The sequence below is a fragment of the Bartonella sp. TT67HLJMS genome, assembly GCF_042193375.1.
In the GTDB taxonomy this organism is placed as follows: Bacteria; Pseudomonadota; Alphaproteobacteria; order Rhizobiales; family Rhizobiaceae; genus Bartonella; species Bartonella grahamii.
In genome coordinates this window covers 31,049-50,259 of sequence record NZ_JBHILP010000011.1, presented here as the reverse complement: position 1 = coordinate 50,259, position 19,211 = coordinate 31,049, and the positions used below count along the sequence as shown (strand labels likewise).

The following is a 19,211-nucleotide window of genomic DNA, read 5'->3' as shown; positions in this document are numbered from 1 at the left end:
GATGATGCCAAAAGCCATTAGACGAAATTATCTGTATGGTCAAATAAACGGTGATATTCACGTAGAGCGTAGTGATCTGTCATGCCTGAAAGAAAGTCAGCAATCAAACGTGCTAACTCTTGATTTTTTAAGTGCACTGTTTTGCTCTGCCAACTTTCAGGCATTGTATTTGGATTTTCATAATAACAATTGAATAATTTTTGTACAATGCATTTTGCTGCATTGCGACGACTAAGAACTTGTTCATGGTAGTAAAGATTTTTAAATAAAAAGTTTTTTAGTTCTTTTTCATAAACGGTCATTGTTGGTGAAAAGGTGACAATAGTTTGTTTTGCTTGGTGAATATCGTTTATGCTTGTTGGTTTGATGCGTGCTAAATTTTCTTGTGATTGTTTGATAACATCTTCAACCATGGTTGTTATTTGTCTTCGTACAAGTGTGTAACCGCGACGCGCTTGGTCGAGGTGGGGATGCTCATCTGTTATATCTTTTAATATTGCTGCTGTTAGTGAAACATGTTCAAATTGATCGAGTGTTAAAAATTGCGAACGTAGACCATCATCAATATCATGCGCATTGTATGCGATATCATCTGCAATAGCAGCACATTGCGCTTCTAGTCCTGCAAAACAATCGAGTGCAAGGTCTTGCTCTGCATTGTATTGTAAAATATCGATAGGAACTTCCTTATTCTTCGCGTGAGGACCTAAAAGGGGACCATTATGCTTTACAAGTCCTTCGAGGGTTTCCCATGTAAGGTTAAGTCCATCAAAATTTGCATAGCGCTGTTCTAGTTTTGTGACAATGCGTAATGCTTGTGCATTATGATCAAAGCCGCCATAATGTACCATGGCTTCATTAAGTGCATCTTCTCCAGCATGGCCAAAGGGCGTGTGTCCAAAGTCGTGAACAAGGGCAATGGCTTCGGCAAGGTCTTCATCAAGACAAAGGGCACGGGCTAATGTTCTTGCAATTTGAGAGACCTCTATGGAATGGGTTAGGCGAGTACGATAATGATCGCTTTCGTCAGCAATAAACACTTGCGTTTTATGTTTAAGACGTCGAAATGCATTAGAATGGATAATACGATCTCTATCTCGTTGAAAAGGTGAGCGTGTGGTGCTCATCGTTTCATGGAATAATCTACCACGGCTTGTTTGCGGATGAGCACTGTACACTGCTCGAGATTGGTAATTAAAGTTGATATTGCCTATATCCATTGCAAGTTGCCCATTATCATCTTAAAATTGAGAGTGGTTTATGACAAATAAACTGCTCTTTGAGTATGGGATACTCTTTCTTGATGGTTTAATGCAAGGATATATAAAATGAATGTGAAAATTTCAGATGTTGCTGCCAAAAAAATTGCACAGATACTTTTGCGTGAACCCGATAAAATAGCATTGCGTATTTCTGTTGAAGGTGGTGGGTGTTCTGGTTTTTCTTATAAATATGACTTGGTTTCTGAAATGTGTAAAGATGACCTCGTTCTCAAAAAAGATGGGGCAGTTGTGTTTATTGATTTACTATCACTTCCTTTCATGGAAGGAGCTGAGATTGATTTTGTTGATGATCTTATGGGGCAGTCTTTTCAAATCCACAATCCCAATGCTGTTTCATCATGTGGTTGTGGTGTGAGTTTTTCAATTTAAAATGATGGCTTTGTGATATTGTTTCTTGAAAAAAATATCATGTTGGTCAACAATGTGAAAATGGGTATTCTTATAAAAATAGTGCACCGATGTGTATGGTTGTGCGTGGTGCTTGCTTTATTGATCTGGAGCCACTGTGCTTTTTCTGAAGAAGGAGAAGGGAAAGATCAGCAGCAGGGACAATCAAGGAGTTTTATTGTAAAGTCTCAAGAGCAGGAAAAAGAAAATGTAGCATCTCAAACACAACTCATTTTGAATGCTCGATTAACAAATAGTCATCCGGATATTGAAAAAGGGCTTGTCTGGCGGGTTTATGCCCCTATTCTAGGGATTGATAATAAATTACCATTAGTGGCAACCTATAAGGGGGGAAGTGCGCGTTTTGATCTCGAACCAGGAAGTTATCTTGTTCATGTCTCATTTGGTCATATGAGTGCTGTGCGCCATATTCGTTTAAAAAATGGACAGAGTCTTGTAAAAAACTTTAATCTTGAGGCTGGGGGAGTCATTTTAAATGCAACACTGCTCAATGGTGTAATGAATGAAAAGGAATTACGTTTTACCATTTATGAGGATGAAAAAGAAAATGATGATACGGGGGTGATTTTATCAAATGTTAAACCCCAATCAGTTGTGCGTTTAAAAGCTGGCCGCTACCATGTTGCTTCCCATTATGGTTCTATTAATGCGACGGCTCGTTCGGATATTCAAGTGGATGCTGGTAAAATGACAGAAGTTACCCTTGAACATCAGGCTGCTCAGATTGTCTTAAAGCTGGTACGACAAGAAGGAGGGGAAGCGCTTGCAGATACAAGTTGGTCTCTTGCCAATGATTCTGGTGATATCGTTTATGAAACAGTTGGTGCTTATGTTTCACTCGTGTTAGCGGAGGGAGAGTATATTGCAATTGCTAAAAATAAAGATAAAATCTATCAAAAAGTTTTTTCAGTCGTTTCTGGTCATGATGAAGATATAAGTGTGGTGGCGAATGAGCAAAATATGCAACGAATTGATGAAGATGTGGATTGATTGTTGTTCATGGGGGTAAACTATGATGAGAGACGGGGTATGAGTTTTGATTGAAATTTCAACAGTTGGTGTGTTTTTTGCTGGGGCACTCTCTTTTTTGTCGCCCTGCGTTTTGCCATTAGTTCCTCCTTATTTGTGCTATATGGCAGGTGTTGGTATTGATGATTTTCGTTCAGAAAATCGTGATGAGAAAGTCTTTATACGGTGGGCTTTATTGTCTTCTGTTATTGCTTTTGTTCTCGGGTTTACGACTGTTTTTGTTGCTTTAGGTGCCAGTGCTAGCACAATTGGGAAATTCATCGGTTATTATCGTGATTGGTTCGCCCTTGCTGCTGGAATTGTCATTATTATTTTTGGTTTAAATTTTTTGGGGATTTTCAAGATCGCTTTTTTATTCCGTGAAGCGCGTTTTCAGACCAAAAAAACACCTGCTGGTCCTTTAGGCGCGTATATTATTGGGTTAGCTTTCGCTTTTGGTTGGACACCGTGTATTGGCCCCATTTTAGGCCCTATTATAACGCTTGCTGGAACAAAAGAAACTGTGGGAGAGGGAGCTGTTCTATTAGCGGTTTATGCATTAGGTCTTGCTATTCCTTTTATGTTGGCAGCTTTATTTTCGAGCAGTTTTATGCGATTTTTAGGAGCTTTTCGTATTCATTTAGGAAAAGTTGAAAAAATTATTGGTGTTTTTCTTATTCTTACAGGGATTTTGTTTTTAACAGGCTCTATGCAGGATCTTTCATTTTGGCTTTTAGAACATTATCCTTCGTTGAGTTATATTGAAGATATTCGTTGGCACGATATTATGAATTTTTTTGGATTTTCTCGTTAGTCTTATGTGTTTTTATGGTTAGAAGTTGTCTTTCTATTGTTCTTGCTGCAGGTGAGGGGACGCGCATGAAATCGTCTCTGCCTAAGGTACTTCATAAAATTGCTGGATTGCCTCTTATATGCCATGTTCTAAAACAAATAGAATTGGCAGGCTCTTCACAATTAGCAGTCGTTGTGGGATTTGGTGCTAAGGAGGTTACGCACGTTGTTCAGTCATTTGTAAAAGATGCGATGATTTTTGAACAAAAAGAGCGTTTAGGAACAGCTCATGCTGTTTTATCTGCTCGTTTAGCTTTGCAAAAGGAAGTGGATGATGTTCTCATTGTTTTTGGGGATACGCCTCTCATTCAGCAAGATTCATTGCACCAAATGCGTGCACAGCTTGCTGATGGAGCAGATGTTGTTTTTGCAGGTTTTCATACCCAAAATCCAACAGGTTATGGGCGTCTTCTCGAGAAAAATGGTCAATTGATCGCAATTGTAGAAGAAAAAGACGCTAGCGATGAAGAAAAAAAGATTTCTTTTTGTAACGGTGGAATACTCGCTATACGTGGAAAACATGCACTTTCTCTTTTAGAGAAGGTTGGTAATAACAATGTGAAAAAAGAATATTATTTAACAGATATTGCTGCTCTTGCAACACGCGAAGGATTAGATGTGCGTGTTGTTGAAGTTCCTTTTGAAGATATTGTAGGAATTAACAACAGTCTTGAGCTTTCTGAGGCTGATTCTTTGTGGCAAAAACGTAAAGCGCGCGATTTAATGTTATCGGGTGTTACACTCTTAAAACCAGAAACACTCTATTTTTCTTATGATACAGAAATTGAACCAGGGGTGGTGATAGAACCAAATGTTTATTTTGGATTAAGCGTAAAAGTACAATCTGGTGCTGTTATTCATGCATTTAGTTATCTCGAGGGTACTGTGGTTGGTAAGGATGCACAGATTGGTCCCTATGCACGTTTGCGTCCAGGAACAGAGTTGGCGAAGTCCGTAAAGATTGGAAATTTTTGTGAAGTCAAACAAGCTAAGGTAGGAGAATCTTCTAAAATCAATCATTTAAGTTATATTGGTGATGCCGAAATTGGTGCACATACCAATATTGGAGCTGGTACGATTACTTGTAATTATGATGGATTTAACAAATATAAAACCATAATTGGTGATCATGCTTTTGTTGGGTCTAATACGGCACTTGTTTCCCCATTGGTAATAGGGGATGGCTCTTATGTTGCTTCAGGAAGTGTTATTACTGAAAATATTCCTATGAACAGTATGGCTTTTGGGCGTGCACGACAGGTTATAAAAGAGGGCTATGCGACAAAATTTCGAGAGCGCTTGTTAGAAAATAAACAGAAAAAATGATTATTTTCAGTCTATTCCTTTGTTTCGTGTTAATCTAACGATGGATAGGATGTTTATTCTTAAAGATTGCCGTACTCCATGTTTGAATTATTTTATTATTTATAGTTTTAAATAAAGGCTGTTGGATTGTTTTATAAGATTTAAATCTTAAGATGTGGGTTGGAGCTTTTTAATGTGTGGAATTATTGGAATTCTTGGAAAGAGGGGGGTTACGTCCTCTTTGGTTGAGGGGTTAAAACGTCTTGAATATAGAGGGTATGATTCATCTGGGGTGGCAACAGTCCATAATGGGCATCTTTATCGTGTACGTGCTGAGGGGAAGCTTGTTCATTTAGAAGAAAAATTAAAAAAAACACCTCTAGAGGGAAGTTTAGGGATTGGTCATACCCGTTGGGCTACGCATGGAATTGCTGTTGAACGCAATGCGCATCCCCATGTGACTGAAAAGCTTGCGATTGTTCATAATGGTATTATTGAAAATTTTGTAGAATTGCAAAAGGAACTCATAGAAGATGGTTATATCTTTGAAACAGAGACGGATACGGAAGTTATTGCACATTTAATAACGCGTGCATTAAAAGAAGGTCTTTCTCCGCAAGAAGCTGTACGTACCAGTTGGAAAAGGCTGCAGGGGGCTTTTGCTATTGTTCTTATTTTCGAAGGTGAAGATAACCTTATGATTGCGGCTCGTTCTGGTCCACCTCTGGCAATTGGTTATGGAAAAGATGAATTTTTTGTGGGGTCAGATGCGATTGCTTTGGCACCATTCGTTGATCATATTAGCTATATGGAAGATGGGGATTGGGCTGTTCTCACACGGGAAGGCGTCACAATTTATGATGTATATAATCAACCGGTAAAACGTTCTGTGACAACATTACTTGAAGAGGCTTTATTGATTTCTAAGGGTAATCATCGTCATTTTATGCACAAGGAAATGTTTGAACAACCTGAAGTGATTTCTCATAATTTGGCGCATTATCTTGATCTTGGAAATTATGCCGTTCGACCCTTTGAGAATTTGATTGATTGGAAAAACATTCATCGTCTCCTTTTTGCTAGTTGTGGAACGGCTTATTATTCAACCTTAGTTGCGCGCTATTGGTTTGAGAAATTTGCCGCTTTAAGTGTTGATAATGATGTTGCTTCGGAGTTTCGTTATCGTGAACCTCCTATAACGTCTGATGTGTTGTCGCTGTTTGTTTCTCAATCTGGTGAGACAGCTGATACATTGGCTTCTTTGCGTTATTGTCGTGAGCGGGGTGTAAAAACAGCAACAATTGTGAATGTAGAGCAATCAACAATGACAAGGGAGGCTGATTTTATTCTCCCAACACTTGCCGGACCGGAAATTGGTGTTGCGTCAACAAAAGCTTTTACCTGTCAATTGGCAACGCTTGCTTCACTAGCACTTAGTGCTGCTAAACAACGTGGCTATCTCTCTGTTCAAATGGAACAGCAATTGGTTCAACAATTGGCAGAAGTTCCACGTATTTTAAATGAGGTCTTAAAATTAGAGAGCAAAATTGAATGTATTTGTCGTGATTTAGTGAATGCAAAAAGTGTTCTTTATCTGGGACGTGGGACTTCTTATCCGATTGCTTTGGAGGGAGCCCTTAAACTGAAAGAGCTTTCTTATATTCATGCTGAAGGTTATGCGGCGGGTGAGTTGAAGCATGGACCAATTGCTTTGGTGGATGAGACAATACCTGTTATTGTTGTTGCACCTTATGATCGGTGGTTTGAAAAAACTTTTTCTAATATGCAAGAAGTGGTAGCGCGTAATGGTCGTATTATTTTAATAACCGATAAAAAAGGAGCAGAAGTAGCTTGTCTTAAGACTTTATCAACGATCACTTTGCCAGAAGTTCCAGAATTTATTTCTCCTATTATTTATGCACTCCCTGTTCAGTTAATCGCTTATCATACGGCTGTTTTATTAGGAACAGATGTCGATCAACCCCGTAATTTAGCAAAATCAGTCACGGTTGAATAAAAGTATATTTCTGAATCTTTGGGAGAATAATCAAGTGTAAGAAACTGATTTATAATGATAGCTTATTTTTTCCACTTTTCTCTGTTGAACGAGAATACCGGAGACGGGATTTTTCTTTCTAAATTCTTTACGATAAAACAAAAAATATTTTCTTACCTGTCAAAAAATAGATCAGCTATGTGAATATAATGATAGAAAAATGCGCAATATTTCTTCTACTGTTTTAATGCAAGAATAATTTAGATTGAAAGAAAAGATGCTGTTGTTGGGTTGTTACTCTTTCATGAAGCATAAAGATGGTAAGGGATTGCATAGATCGTTTATGGGTTATTCTAAGAGAGAAAATCGTATTTGAACAGAGAGGTATTTTAATTTTTTATTAGAGGGGCTTTGTTATCCTGCTCGCAAGAGGCGTGTAGCATCATCGTGTCCGAAAAGATAAAGCAGCAACTGTAAAGCTTGTCCTTGCTGAGAAGAAAGATGAGGATCGCGTTGTAAAAATAAACGAGCATCTTTTCTTGCCATTGACAAAAGATCATTATGAACTGCAAGGTTTGCTATATGAAATTCAGGGACTCCGGATTGTTTGGTACCTAAAAGCTCTCCTTCGCCTCGCAGGCGCCAATCTTCTTCAGCGATTTCAAAACCATCTTCTGTATTGCGGATAATATTAAGGCGTGTTGCTGCTGTTTTAGTCAGTGGATCTTTATAGAGCAAAATGCAGGAAGATTTTTTATCGCCTCGTCCTACACGTCCACGCAATTGGTGCAATTGTGAAAGGCCAAAATGTTCCGCGTGTTCTATGATAATGATTGAAGCATCTGGAATATCTACTCCCACTTCAATGACGGTGGTTGCAACTAAAATACGTGTATTTCCACATTTAAAAGATGCCATAGCGGCTTCTTTTTCTGCTGTAGACATTTTCCCGTGGATCATACCAACGTGTGCACCAAAGCGTTCATGGAGAAATGCAAAGCGGTTTTCAATTGAAGTGAGATCAAGAGCTGTCGATTCCTCCACTAAAGGACAAATCCAATAGAGCTTTTCTCCTTTTTCTAATGCAATTGCGATTCGCTCTATAAGCTCATGAAGACGTTTCAAAGAAAGCATTGCTGTTGTAATGGGTTGTCGTCCCATTGGTTTTTCTGTAATTTTAGATACATCCATATCACCAAAAGCTGTTAAGACAAGTGTGCGCGGAATGGGCGTGGCGGTCATAACCAGCATATCAGGTTTATTGCCTTTTTCTGTAAGAGCGATACGTTGATGGACACCAAAACGGTGTTGTTCATCGATAATGGTTAAGGCAAGATTGTTATAAGTAATGCTGTTTTGTATGAGAGCATGGGTTCCGATGATAATAGAAACTTGACCTGAGAGAATATCATTCAAGATATTTGTCCGCAATTTCCCTTTTTCTCGTCCTGTTAAAAGAGTTGTTTGTAATCCGACTTTTTCGGCAAGAGGGGCAATGGTGGAAAAATGTTGCCTGGCAAGCACTTCGGTTGGTGCCATTAAAGCTGATTGTCCTGAATTTTCAGCAATTTGTGCCATTGCCATCAATGCAACAACAGTTTTTCCTGCGCCTACATCACCTTGAAGTAGTCTTAGCATCGGTTCTGGCGAAGCAAGATCATTCGCGATATCTTCTACTGCTTTTTTTTGTCCGGTTGTGAGTTGAAAGGGGAGGACATTAAGCAATTTTTTAGTATAAATTCCTGTTGATGGTCGAGAAGTGCCAACAAGAGATTTAGTTTTCAAACGCACGAGTCCTAGCGCCAATTGACAAGCGAGCAATTCATCATAGGCAAGACGTTTGCGTGCTGTACTTTCTAGGGATAGATCGTTGGGATTAATGGGCGCATGGATACGGCGTAAAGCAACAGAAAAAGAAGAAAAATTTTGCTGCTTTTTTACATTTTCATCTATCCATTCTGGGAGCAGAGGAATAAAATCAAGAGCGTTTTGTATGGCGCGTCTTAGTGTCTTTGCAGTTAGTCCTGCAGTAGAGGGATAGACAGGTTCGATGAGAGGAATCTGATTTGATTGTTCGCTTGGAGCAATATAGTCGGGATGCGCCATTGAAAATTGCCCATTAAACCATTCAATTTTTCCTGATACAGTGACTTTTTTTCCTTCAGGGAGTTGTTTTTTTAGCCAAAGAGGCTGAGCGTGAAAAAAGACTAAATTTATTTTTCCTGTTTGATCATGGGCAATAACACGATAGGGGATTTTGTTGTGACCACGGGGCGGTGGTTGATGTTGATCGATGATAATTTCGAGCGTAACAGTGTCTCCTTCTGTTACACAAGCAATGTTGGGACGCATTCTGCGGTCTATGACGGAATGAGGCATTAATTGAAGAAGATCAATAAGAGTTGCTTCGCGTTGTGTAGGATTAACATTTAAGAGTTTGGTCAGTAAACCATAGACTTTAGGTGTAATACCAGAAAGAGTTCGAATAGAATTAAAAAGAGGGGTAAGAAGACTTGGAGGCATAAGCAAATTTAACCTGCTCTTTTTGTTTTTTCTAGACCTTTAGAAGAGCTTTTTGGGGATAAAGTCATAAAGAGGAGGTTGCTTTACTTACACATTGAATTTTAGGAAGAAAAATTAATATTTAAAGATAAATACAATAAAAAAGATAAATACAATAAAAGGGTGCTAAAATTAAAGTGCTTAGATGAGCTATATTGTTTTTCTTTTTATTTTAGCTGTTTATTTGCTGTGAATAGAAGCATTTTCTTGATAGAACTCTCTTATAAATATTAATAAAATTGGGATATTGCTCCTATGTAGGATGATGAATTTATAGCTTTAAAGTTATGATAAACAGAAGTTTTTTCTTTTATAAGGGGTGCTGTTTGGCATTTATTTTGTAGTGGGAAATTGTGAGAGTGGTAAAAAATAAAAATAAAATGCAAGAAAACAAAAATTCTCTTCCTCGCTTTATTCATTTGAGAGTGCATTCAGCTTATTCCTTGCTCGAAGGGGCTTTAAAAATCCCCCAAATTATTCAACAGGCTATTTCAGATCATGCACCAGCGGTTGCTATTACCGATACCAATAATTTATTTGGTGCTTTGGAATTTTCACAGCATTGTCTTGCTCATGGGGTCCAACCTATTATTGGTTGTCAGCTTACTGTTGATTTTTGTGATGAAAATGATCATTCACGTTTGGCTAAATGGCGTAATCCTTCTGATTTTTGCTCTATTGTTCTGTTGGCTGCTAGTGAAATCGGTTATGCTCATTTGGTTCGTCTTGTGAGCCGTGCTTATCTTGATAAACGTGATACTGATCCTCCTCATATTAAAGCTAATTGGTTGTCGGCACACAGTGAAGGAATAATTGTTTTAACGGGAGGCAAGGGAGGACCTATTAATCTTTCTTTGGCAGAAGAGAAAAAAGAACATGCTGTTGAACGCTTAATTTATTTGAAAAAATCTTTTGCTGATCGTCTTTATGTGGAATTACAACGGCATGGCTCTTATGATCGGAGAGTAGAAGCTGATCTTATTGAATTGGCTTATGCGCATGAAATTCCTCTTGTTGCAACAAATGAAGCCTTTTTTCTGAAGAGAGAAGGATATGAAGCGCATGATGCGCTGATGGCTGTTTCAGAAGGGCAAATAGTCTCTAATCCAGATCGCAAACGTGTGACGCCAGATCATTATTTGAAGTCACAAGATGAAATGGTTACACTGTTTTCTGATCTTCCAGAAGCTTTAGAAAATAGTGTTGAAATTGCATTGCGTTGTCATATTGCCACGCCTCTTCGAAAACCGATATTGCCTCGTTTTATAGAACAATCTGCTAATTCAGAAAATACTTTGGAAGTAGAAGATAGTGAGTTGTTAAATCAGGCTAAAGCTGGTTTGAAGATGCGGCTTGAAACAATTGGATTGGCTGAAGGGTATACGATTGCAGATTATGAGCAGCGGCTTGATTATGAAATTTCAGTTATTACGCGTATGCAATTTTCTGGATATTTTCTTATCGTTTCAGATTTCATAAAATGGGCAAAGGTTCATGATATTCCCGTTGGACCAGGACGGGGTTCTGGTGCTGGTTCACTTGTTGCTTATGCATTGACGATTACTGATGTTGATCCATTGCGGTTTTCTCTTCTCTTTGAACGTTTTCTCAACCCAGATCGTGTTTCGATGCCAGATTTTGATATCGACTTTTGTCAAGAGCGGCGCGAAGAAGTTATTCAATATGTTCAAAAAAAATATGGACGTAATCAAGTTGCTCAAATTATTACCTTTGGTAAGTTACAGGCACGTGCAGTTTTGCGTGATGTGGGGCGTGTTTTAGAAGTTCCTTATCGTCAGGTGGATTATCTTACAAAATTAATTCCTGCCACACCAGGAAGTCAGGTAGAATTGGCTGATGCTATTAAGGATGAACCTAAATTTGAAGAGGAAAAGAAAAAAGATCCCGTTGTTGGACGCGCATTAGATATCGCACTCCAGTTGGAGGGACTTTATCGTCATGCTTCGACTCATGCTGCTGGGATTGTTATCGGAGATCGTCCGCTTTGGGAGCTTGTCCCGATGTATCGTGATCCTCGTTCTGATATGCCTGTTACACAATTTAACATGAAATATGTTGAACAGGCAGGGCTGGTAAAATTTGATTTTCTTGGATTAAAAACGCTTACTGTTTTGAAAATGGCAGTCGATTTTGTTGCCAGAAAGGGGATTAAAATAGATTTATCAAATATTCCTCTGAATGATGAAGTAACCTATGCTATGATGGCACGTGGTGAAACGGTTGGCGTGTTTCAGGTGGAAAGTTCTGGTATGCGCAAGGCGTTGATCGGAATGAAGCCAGACCGTATTGAAGATATTATTGCGCTGGTCGCACTTTATCGTCCAGGTCCAATGGAGAATATTCCAACCTATAATGCACGCAAACATGGGGAAGAGGAAATTGCTTCCATTCATCCTAAAATAGATCATCTGATCAAAGAAACACAAGGTGTTATTGTCTATCAAGAACAGGTGATGCAGATTGCTCAGGTGCTTTCTGGCTATTCGCTTGGAGAAGCCGATTTATTACGTCGTGCTATGGGGAAAAAAATTCATGCTGAAATGCAAAAACAGCGTACGCGTTTTGTCAATGGAGCTGTTGCTGGTGGTGTTGATAAAGATCAAGCTGATATTATCTTTGATCTTTTAGCAAAATTTGCCGATTATGGTTTTAATAAATCGCACGCTGCTGCTTATGCAATTGTTTCTTACCAAACAGCTTATATGAAAGCAAATTATCCCGTTGAGTTTTTAGCAGCTTCAATGACGTATGATATGACGAATACAGATAAACTTAATGATTTTCGGCGTGAAGCATTAAGGCTGGGTATTGAAGTTATTGCACCTTCTATACAAACATCTCATCGTGTTTTTGAGGTTGGTGATAACTGTATTTATTATTCTCTTGCTGCCATTAAAGGAGTGGGAGAAACTGTTGTGGATCATATTGTTACTTGTCGTGGGGATAAGATTTTTAAGGATCTGGAAGATTTTTGTGCGCGTGTTGATCCTCGTATTGTTAACAAGCGTGCGATGGAAAGTTTAGTTTGTGCTGGTGCTTTTGATTGTTTTAACATTGCACGTGAGGTTTTATTAGCCAATCTTGGAACCCTTCATGCGCGTGCACTTCGTATTCTCGATGACAATTCTAGCGGGCAGGTTGATATATTTGGAATGGCAGGCGGATTAAAAGAACCATTGATTTTATCGCAAACAACTCCTTGGTTGCCGGCTGAGAAACTTTATCGAGAATTTCAAGCTATAGGTTTTTACTTTTCTGCGCATCCATTGGAGGAGTATCAAGCTATTCTGAACAAAAAACGCATTCAGACTTGGGTTAATTTTGCCAACGCCGTTAAAGGAGGAGCAACGGCTGCACGGCTTGCTGGAACTGTTGTGGCAAAAAACGTGCGCAAAACAAAATCTGGTAAAAAAATGGGAATTATTCATTTTTCTGATACAAGTGGACAATATGAAGCAGTTCTCTTTTCTGAGGCACTCTCAGATTATGAAGAGATGCTAGAACCCGGAAAATCTTTTATTATTACGGTGAGCGCAGAAAATCGTTCTGAAGGGGTTAGTTTGCGAATTGAAACAATTCAGTCGTTGGAAAAGGAATCATTAAAACAGCATAAAATGATGCGTCTTTTTATAAAAACAGTTGATATGCTTCCACAAATTGAACAAAATTTAAATCTTGGGGGGAATGGAGAGGTTGGGCTTATTTTAATTCAAGAGGATGGATTGCGAGAAGTCGAAATTGCGCTTCCTAAGCGATATAAGGTAAATTCACATGTCGCAAATGCTATGAAATTAATTCAGGGGGTTGTTGATGTAGAATTGAGTTAACAGAAAGATTAAAGATCGGAGCTGATTTTGAGTGGTGTTTTTGCTTTTAAGAGAGCTAAAAATTGAGCATTTAAAATCGGATTGTAGGTTTCGGAAAATATTGCTTTTATTTGAGTGAATTATGATGTTTTTTTAGTGTCATAGTGTCAAAAAATCTCTTTCTTTCGTAATATTCAAAGTGCTGGAAGAATTTTATAAGTTTTTATCATTATTTTTTATGGAATTCATCGCATCATACATGTAAAGCCAATTGAGATCTGACATAATGCTCTCTGGTGTACGAATTTTCATCATGAGATTGCGTGCAATTGCTATAGGACCGGTTGCGTGATAGGCTAATCTATTGAAATCTCCGCGTTTTTTTACTGCTACAATACGGGGGGTGCGTGTTGTTTCGTAAAGCGAAAGTGCTTTCGTTAATGAAAAATTTTTCAATGAAAGTGCTTCTGCTAATGTGGCAGCATCTTCGATTGCCATAGCGGCACCTTGCGCTGCAAAAGGTAAGGCTGCATGTGCACAATCGCCAACAAATACTTGTCTCTCTAAGCCGATAAAACGATTTTGTTTCATTTGAAAGAGTGGCCAATAGCTCCATTCATCGATATGATCAAAGATTTGTAAGATTTTTGAATTCCAACCTTTAAAAAGAGATTTGAGTTTTTCTTTATCTCCTTTATGAGCCCATCCTTCTTTTGAATTTTCTCCATGCGTAATGGCGACAAAATTAAAAATTTTTTCTGACGATTGAATGGGATAGACAACAAGATGATTTTGGGGTCCCATCCAAGCTGTAATTGTCTTCATATTTTGCAATGAAGAACGAAATTTTTGAGGAAGATTATCAAATGTTGTTGTTGCACGCCAAGCAATAAAGCCACTAAAATTTGCTCTTTCATGAAAGGGAGATTGTTGCCGTAATGTTGACCAAACTCCATCACATCCGATCAGGAGGGGCGTTGAATGAAGCTGTTCTGTTGTTGTATCTATTTTTATTGTCTTTATTTTAATGTTGGTTGCAGATTGGGTAGAAGATACAATCGTTTCGCCTGCTTTGTATTTGATTAAAGGATTTTCAATCACTGCATCATATAAAATTTTTTGTAAAGCCGCACGGTGGATCGTCATATAAGGGGCTTTCCAATATTTTTCTGTTAGATTGATAAGATGAGCCCGTAGATGTATTTTTAAAGATAATCCATCTTTTAACTCAAGAAAATGTGGGATTGTCGCGACTTCAGTGAGTTTGTTAAGAAGTTCCCAGCGAGCAAGAATAGATGTTGCATTTGGTGTCAGTTGAATACCAGCGCCTATTGTTTCAAGTTGCTTACACTTTTCGATAATGGTGCTTGCAATTCCTTTATGAGCGAGTGCTAAAGCGGTGCTTAAACCAGCAATTCCTCCTCCAACAATGAAGGGTGATCGGTTCACAAATGATTCCATATTAAACAAGCAGAATTAAAAGAGTGGTTATTAAGAAAGCCCAAAAACGCGATTATAATAGCTTTTCTGGATGATATAAACATCCTGTTGGGTTTGTTTGATCGTATGATAGCGAGGGAACATAACGATAAAGGGTTGAGCAATAAGGGCAAATTTTCTCATCTGCTTCTCCCATGTCGATAAAGATATGGGGATGATCGAATGGTTGTGTAGCGCCTACACACATAAATTCTTTCACACCAATTTCGATTGTTTTATATCCAAGGTCATTTTGGAAATGGGGAATATTGTGATCAGCCATGGCGTACAAACTCCAGAATAAATTGTCTCATCAGCTATAATTGGGCTCTTTTATTTTATAGGCGTGAGTTTGTAATAAAGCTTATAATAATGCAAGCTGCTTTTTAAGACAAATTTCTCCTCCTTTTATGCTATATTAGAATAATTGTCGTGTTTTTAGCGCTTTGCGCATAGAAATAGTTCCAAGTATTTTTAAATATTAAATGAAAACACGATGAGAAAAGTTAGGCATTGATATATTATTATGATGATAACACATTATAAAATGTTATATGGGATATTTCGTCAAGGATTTTAGAAAATATAAAAGAAAATTATTTAGGATATATGGAACAGAGGGTGGTAGATAAAATTTCTATATCGAATATAACAATGAAAAATCCGGTACGGTTTATTAATCGAGAGTTTTCATGGCTACAATTTAATAATCGTGTTTTGATGGAAGCGGCTAATTCTAAACATCCTTTATTAGAACGTCTACAATTTCTTTCTATTTCAGCGGCAAATCTTGATGAGTTTTTTATGGTTCGTGTTGCAGGACTAGCAGCTCAAATTCGTGCTCGCGTTACAGCGTGCAGTGCAGATGGACACACTCCACAGGAACAACTTGATATTGTATTAGCTGAGATTTCAAAGTTGCAGGCTCACCAACTACGAGAATTGAATGTTTTACGTGATGAATTAAAAAAGAATGATATTGAAATTATTTGTTCTGATGATCTTTTAGAAATTGAAAAATCATGGCTTGAAAAATATTTTCTTGAGACAATTTTTCCTGTTTTAAAACCTTTGCCTGTTGATTCTACTCATCCTTTTCCATTTATTCCTAATTTAGGGCTTTCTATTGCTCTTCAATTGTCTGGAGAAACTGATCAGAACTTACACACAGTGTTGTTGTCTATTTCAATGCTTTTAAGGCGTTTTATTCTTCTTCCTCAAGAGGGTAATCATTTTCGTTTTATTGCATCTGAAGATGTTATTTGCCTTTTTATTAAACATATATTTCCTAACTATGAGGTTAAAGGAATTGGTACATTTAGAGTAATCCGAGATAGTGATATTGAAGTAGAAGAAGAAGCTGAGGATCTTGTTCATTTTTTTGAAACTGCTCTCAAAAGGCGGCGCCGTGGGCAGGTTATTCGAGTTGAATTTGACGCAAAAATGCCAGAGAGTTTACGCCAATTTATAGCGAATAGTCTTGCTGTTCCTGATAATTGTATTAATGTTCTTGATGGATTTTTAGCGCTTAATATGGTATCAGAAATTGTTTCTATTTCCCGTAATGATCTCAAATTTATTCCTTATATTCCCCGTGTTCCAGAATGTATTCGTGAACATAAAGGGGATTGTTTTGCGGCTATTCGTGAAAATGATATTGTGATTCATCACCCTTATGAGACATTTGATGTTGTTGTCCAATTTTTACGTCAAGCTGCTTGCGATCCTGATGTTGTAGAAATTAAACAAACACTTTATCGTACATCAAATGATAGTCCAATTGTCGGCGCTTTGATTGAAGCAGCTGAACAGGGAAAGTCTGTGACTGCTTTGGTAGAACTTAAAGCACGTTTTGATGAGGAAGCAAATATTCGTTGGGCACGGGATCTTGAAAGTGCTGGGGTTCAAGTTATTTTTGGTTTTATTGCATTAAAAACTCATGCCAAGATGTCATTGGTTGTGAGACGTGAGGGAAAACGTCTTTGCTCTTATGTTCATCTTGGAACAGGAAATTATCATCCCATTAACGCTAAAACTTATACGGATCTTTCTTTTTTTTCCAAGGATGATGATATCGCTCATGATGTTGCGTTATTGTTCAATTATATTGCGCAATATGAGCGTCCGAATGAAACAATGAAGATTGCTTTTTCACCCTTAACATTGCGTGGTCGTATCTTAGAGCATATTGAGGGAGAAATTGCTCATGCACAACAGGGAAGGTTTGCTGCTATTTGGATGAAAGTTAATGCATTGGTTGATCCTGAAATTATTGATGCTTTATATCGTGCCAGTCAAGCAGGGGTGCAAATTGATTTGGTTGTGCGGGGGATATGTTGTTTACGTCCTCGTATTCTAGGAATTTCAGATAATATTCGTGTAAAATCAATTGTCGGGCGTTTTCTTGAACATAGTCGCATTTTTTGTTTTGGGAATGGTCAAGATTTGCCTAATGAAAATGCACTTGTTTACTTAGGATCTGCTGATATGATGCCTCGTAACCTAGACTATCGTATTGAAATATTGGTTCCAGTTTTTAATAAAATAGTGCGTCAAAAAATTCTTTTACAAATTATGTTGGCTAATATCATTGATAATCAACAAAGCTTTGATATACTTAAGGATGGAACATCAAAACGTATTACACCGCAGATAGGTGAAAGTCTGTTTAATGCGCAGGAGTATTTTATGGCTAATACAAGTTTTGCGGGGAGAAAAGAGTCCTTTGAATCTTCTGTTTCGCGCTTGATTGCGTTGCGTCGGCAACAAGCCGAAATACATAAAGATTAAAATCCAATGACATATATAGATGCTCAAGGTCGGTTAAAAGGGCGTAAGCCTGTTGCTGTTATTGACATTGGCTCAAATTCTGTTCGGTTGGTTATTTATGAGGGGCTTGTTCGCTCACCAACGGTTTTGTTTAATGAAAAGATTCTTTGTGGTCTCGGTCATGGTGTGGCAAAAACAGGATTTTTAGAAGAAAAATCGATGAAAATGGCGTTGCAAACACTGAAACGGTTTCGTACGCTTTGTCGACAGATTGGGGCAGATGAGGTCTATACTTTAGCAACAGCAGCAGCACGAGATGCAAAGAATGGTGTAGCATTTATTCAGCATGCTGAAGATATTTTGCAAAGTAAAATATATCTTCTTTCAGGAAGTGAAGAGGCTATGTATTCAGCATATGGAGTTGTGTCTACTTTTTATCAACCAAAAGGTATTTCTGGGGATCTTGGTGGTGGAAGTCTTGAGCTGATTGATATTGATCATTCTGATGTTGGTGAAGGGATAACTCTCCCATTGGGTGGTTTAAGGCTACAGTATATGTCAAATAATGATAGTGCTGTAGCTACAAAAATTGTACATGAGCAACTTTATAAATCGTCTGTTGTTCGTACTCGTAAAGGTATAGCACGTTATTTTTATGCAGTGGGGGGGACATGGCGTAATTTGGCAAAACTCCATATGGCAATGAAACACTATCGGCTCCCTGTTATGCATGGCTATGAAGTTGATGCTGTTGAAATGGAGAACTTTTTACGTCTTGTAGCACGTGGCAATATTGATAATATGAGGGGGATTGCAGCGGTTTCTCAGAATCGTCGGAAACTTTTATCTTATGGGGCAATAGTTCTTATTGAACTCATTCAGTGTATGGAGTTTGAAAAGATAATTTTTTCTGGTGCTGGCGTTCGTGAAGGTTTTCTTTATTCACGATTGCCGCAGGCGCTTCGACTTTCAGATCCTCTCATTGCAGCATGCACAGAAATGGCTATTTTACGGGCACGTTCACCAAAACAAGCAGAAGAACTCATTGATTTTACGACGAATGCTTTTGAAGTTTTTGGAATTTCAGAAACTGAAAATGAATGCCGTTATCGTCAAGCCGCTTGTCTTCTTGCGGATATTGGTTGGCGTATACATCCAGATTATCGAGGCAATGAAGCAGCAAATCAAATAGCTTTAGGATCTTATCCAGGAATTTCTCATGAAGGGCGCCTTTATGCGGCGCTTGCTGTTTTTTTTCGCAATACAAGTTTACTGGTTGATAAAGAATCTCTCCCCATTTTTCAATTAGCAACTCAAAATATAATTGAAAAAGCACGTATTCTTGGCGAAACTATGCGGATTGCTCATCTTTTTAGTGCTTCTGTTGCAGGTATTTTACCTCATCTATTGTGGCGTAAAAAAGAAGATCATATTATTTTGCAGATCCCAAAGAATTACGCTGGGTTATTAGGAGAACGTCCTCTTGGACGATTAAAAAAGTTATCAAAAATAATAAAAAAACCTCTTGCTTTTGAAATTTTTTGATTTTTTTCTAATTTATTCGGGCTTTATGTCTTATAATAGTGCCATTGACAAGGGATAAACTAGGCAACCTATCATCATGAGCTGGACAACGGGGGGCTGTTCTATAACGCCCGTGTCATCCCCCACGCAAGGCATTTGTAATGCCCTGAGCATTCATAAAAGAAAATATAATTTTTT

At 38.1% G+C, this 19,211-nt stretch carries 12 protein-coding genes; 8 read left to right on the top strand and 4 right to left on the bottom strand.

The features are described from left to right. Positions 1–17: 17 nt before the first annotated feature. Positions 18–1,220 (bottom strand): deoxyguanosinetriphosphate triphosphohydrolase, encoded by a 1,203-nt coding sequence (locus ACFIJQ_RS07140; RefSeq protein WP_273788204.1) that lies wholly within the window; start codon positions 1,218–1,220, stop codon positions 18–20. Positions 1,221–1,328: 108 nt separating this feature from the next. Between ACFIJQ_RS07140 and ACFIJQ_RS07135 the strand changes: the two genes are divergently transcribed. The 5 genes from ACFIJQ_RS07135 (at position 1,329) to glmS (ending at position 6,873) form a co-directional block, all read left to right on the top strand. Further along, on the top strand, positions 1,329–1,652 hold the full coding sequence (locus ACFIJQ_RS07135) for an iron-sulfur cluster assembly accessory protein (RefSeq protein WP_015856510.1): 324 nt from the start codon (positions 1,329–1,331) through the stop codon (positions 1,650–1,652). Positions 1,653–1,691: 39 nt separating this feature from the next. Continuing rightward, entirely contained in the window at positions 1,692–2,681 is a 990-nt protein-coding gene (locus tag ACFIJQ_RS07130) for a carboxypeptidase regulatory-like domain-containing protein (RefSeq protein WP_375629498.1), read from the top strand. A 46-nt stretch (positions 2,682–2,727) separates the two neighbouring features. Beyond that, entirely contained in the window at positions 2,728–3,513 is a 786-nt protein-coding gene (locus tag ACFIJQ_RS07125; RefSeq protein WP_273788202.1) for a cytochrome c biogenesis CcdA family protein, read from the top strand. A gap of 14 nt (positions 3,514–3,527) precedes the next feature. Next, positions 3,528–4,877: a bifunctional UDP-N-acetylglucosamine diphosphorylase/glucosamine-1-phosphate N-acetyltransferase GlmU gene (gene glmU / locus ACFIJQ_RS07120; protein ID WP_375629433.1), complete on the top strand. Its 1,350-nt coding sequence runs from the start codon at positions 3,528–3,530 to the stop codon at positions 4,875–4,877. 172 nt (positions 4,878–5,049) lie between these two features. Beyond that, positions 5,050–6,873 (top strand): glutamine--fructose-6-phosphate transaminase (isomerizing), encoded by a 1,824-nt coding sequence (glmS, locus tag ACFIJQ_RS07115; protein WP_375629430.1) that lies wholly within the window; start codon positions 5,050–5,052, stop codon positions 6,871–6,873. Positions 6,874–7,266: 393 nt separating this feature from the next. Here glmS and recG read toward each other — a convergent pair whose 3' ends face one another. Next, positions 7,267–9,375, bottom strand: coding sequence for an ATP-dependent DNA helicase RecG (gene recG, locus ACFIJQ_RS07110; protein WP_375629427.1), 2,109 nt, complete (start codon positions 9,373–9,375; stop codon positions 7,267–7,269). A 419-nt stretch (positions 9,376–9,794) separates the two neighbouring features. Between recG and dnaE the strand changes: the two genes are divergently transcribed. Beyond that, on the top strand, positions 9,795–13,262 hold the full coding sequence (gene dnaE, locus ACFIJQ_RS07105; protein WP_375629495.1) for a DNA polymerase III subunit alpha: 3,468 nt from the start codon (positions 9,795–9,797) through the stop codon (positions 13,260–13,262). A 192-nt stretch (positions 13,263–13,454) separates the two neighbouring features. On the opposite strand, the gene ACFIJQ_RS07100 is transcribed toward dnaE, so the two are convergent. Both ACFIJQ_RS07100 and ACFIJQ_RS07095 read right to left on the bottom strand, forming a co-directional pair. Further along, a complete protein-coding gene (locus ACFIJQ_RS07100) occupies positions 13,455–14,702 on the bottom strand; it encodes an FAD-binding protein (protein WP_375629424.1) in 1,248 nt (415 codons plus the stop codon). Positions 14,703–14,754: 52 nt separating this feature from the next. After that, positions 14,755–15,003, bottom strand: a complete 249-nt coding sequence (locus tag ACFIJQ_RS07095; RefSeq protein ID WP_273788196.1) for a zinc-finger domain-containing protein — start codon at positions 15,001–15,003, stop codon at positions 14,755–14,757. Positions 15,004–15,329: 326 nt separating this feature from the next. Here ACFIJQ_RS07095 and ACFIJQ_RS07090 point away from each other — a divergent pair, with 326 nt between their 5' ends. Together ACFIJQ_RS07090 and ppx are read left to right on the top strand one after the other, a co-directional pair. Beyond that, positions 15,330–17,510: an RNA degradosome polyphosphate kinase gene (locus tag ACFIJQ_RS07090; protein ID WP_375629421.1), complete on the top strand. Its 2,181-nt coding sequence runs from the start codon at positions 15,330–15,332 to the stop codon at positions 17,508–17,510. 6 nt (positions 17,511–17,516) lie between these two features. Then, positions 17,517–19,034, top strand: a complete 1,518-nt coding sequence (ppx, locus tag ACFIJQ_RS07085; protein ID WP_375629418.1) for an exopolyphosphatase — start codon at positions 17,517–17,519, stop codon at positions 19,032–19,034. Positions 19,035–19,211 lie beyond the last annotated feature (177 nt).

Excerpts from the sequence above, each read along its gene's own strand:
- ACFIJQ_RS07140 (WP_273788204.1), bottom strand. The coding sequence starts at position 1,220 with ATGGATATAGGCAATATCAACTTTAATTACCAATCTCGAGCAGTGTAC.
- ACFIJQ_RS07135 (WP_015856510.1), top strand. The coding sequence starts at position 1,329 with ATGAATGTGAAAATTTCAGATGTTGCTGCCAAAAAAATTGCACAGATA.
- ACFIJQ_RS07130 (WP_375629498.1), top strand. The coding sequence starts at position 1,692 with ATGTTGGTCAACAATGTGAAAATGGGTATTCTTATAAAAATAGTGCAC.
- glmU (WP_375629433.1), top strand. The coding sequence starts at position 3,528 with ATGGTTAGAAGTTGTCTTTCTATTGTTCTTGCTGCAGGTGAGGGGACG.
- glmS (WP_375629430.1), top strand. The coding sequence starts at position 5,050 with ATGTGTGGAATTATTGGAATTCTTGGAAAGAGGGGGGTTACGTCCTCT.
- recG (WP_375629427.1), bottom strand. The coding sequence starts at position 9,375 with ATGCCTCCAAGTCTTCTTACCCCTCTTTTTAATTCTATTCGAACTCTT.
- dnaE (WP_375629495.1), top strand. The coding sequence starts at position 9,795 with ATGCAAGAAAACAAAAATTCTCTTCCTCGCTTTATTCATTTGAGAGTG.
- ACFIJQ_RS07100 (WP_375629424.1), bottom strand. The coding sequence starts at position 14,702 with ATGGAATCATTTGTGAACCGATCACCCTTCATTGTTGGAGGAGGAATT.
- ACFIJQ_RS07095 (WP_273788196.1), bottom strand. The coding sequence starts at position 15,003 with ATGGCTGATCACAATATTCCCCATTTCCAAAATGACCTTGGATATAAA.
- ACFIJQ_RS07090 (WP_375629421.1), top strand. The coding sequence starts at position 15,330 with ATGGAACAGAGGGTGGTAGATAAAATTTCTATATCGAATATAACAATG.
- ppx (WP_375629418.1), top strand. The coding sequence starts at position 17,517 with ATGACATATATAGATGCTCAAGGTCGGTTAAAAGGGCGTAAGCCTGTT.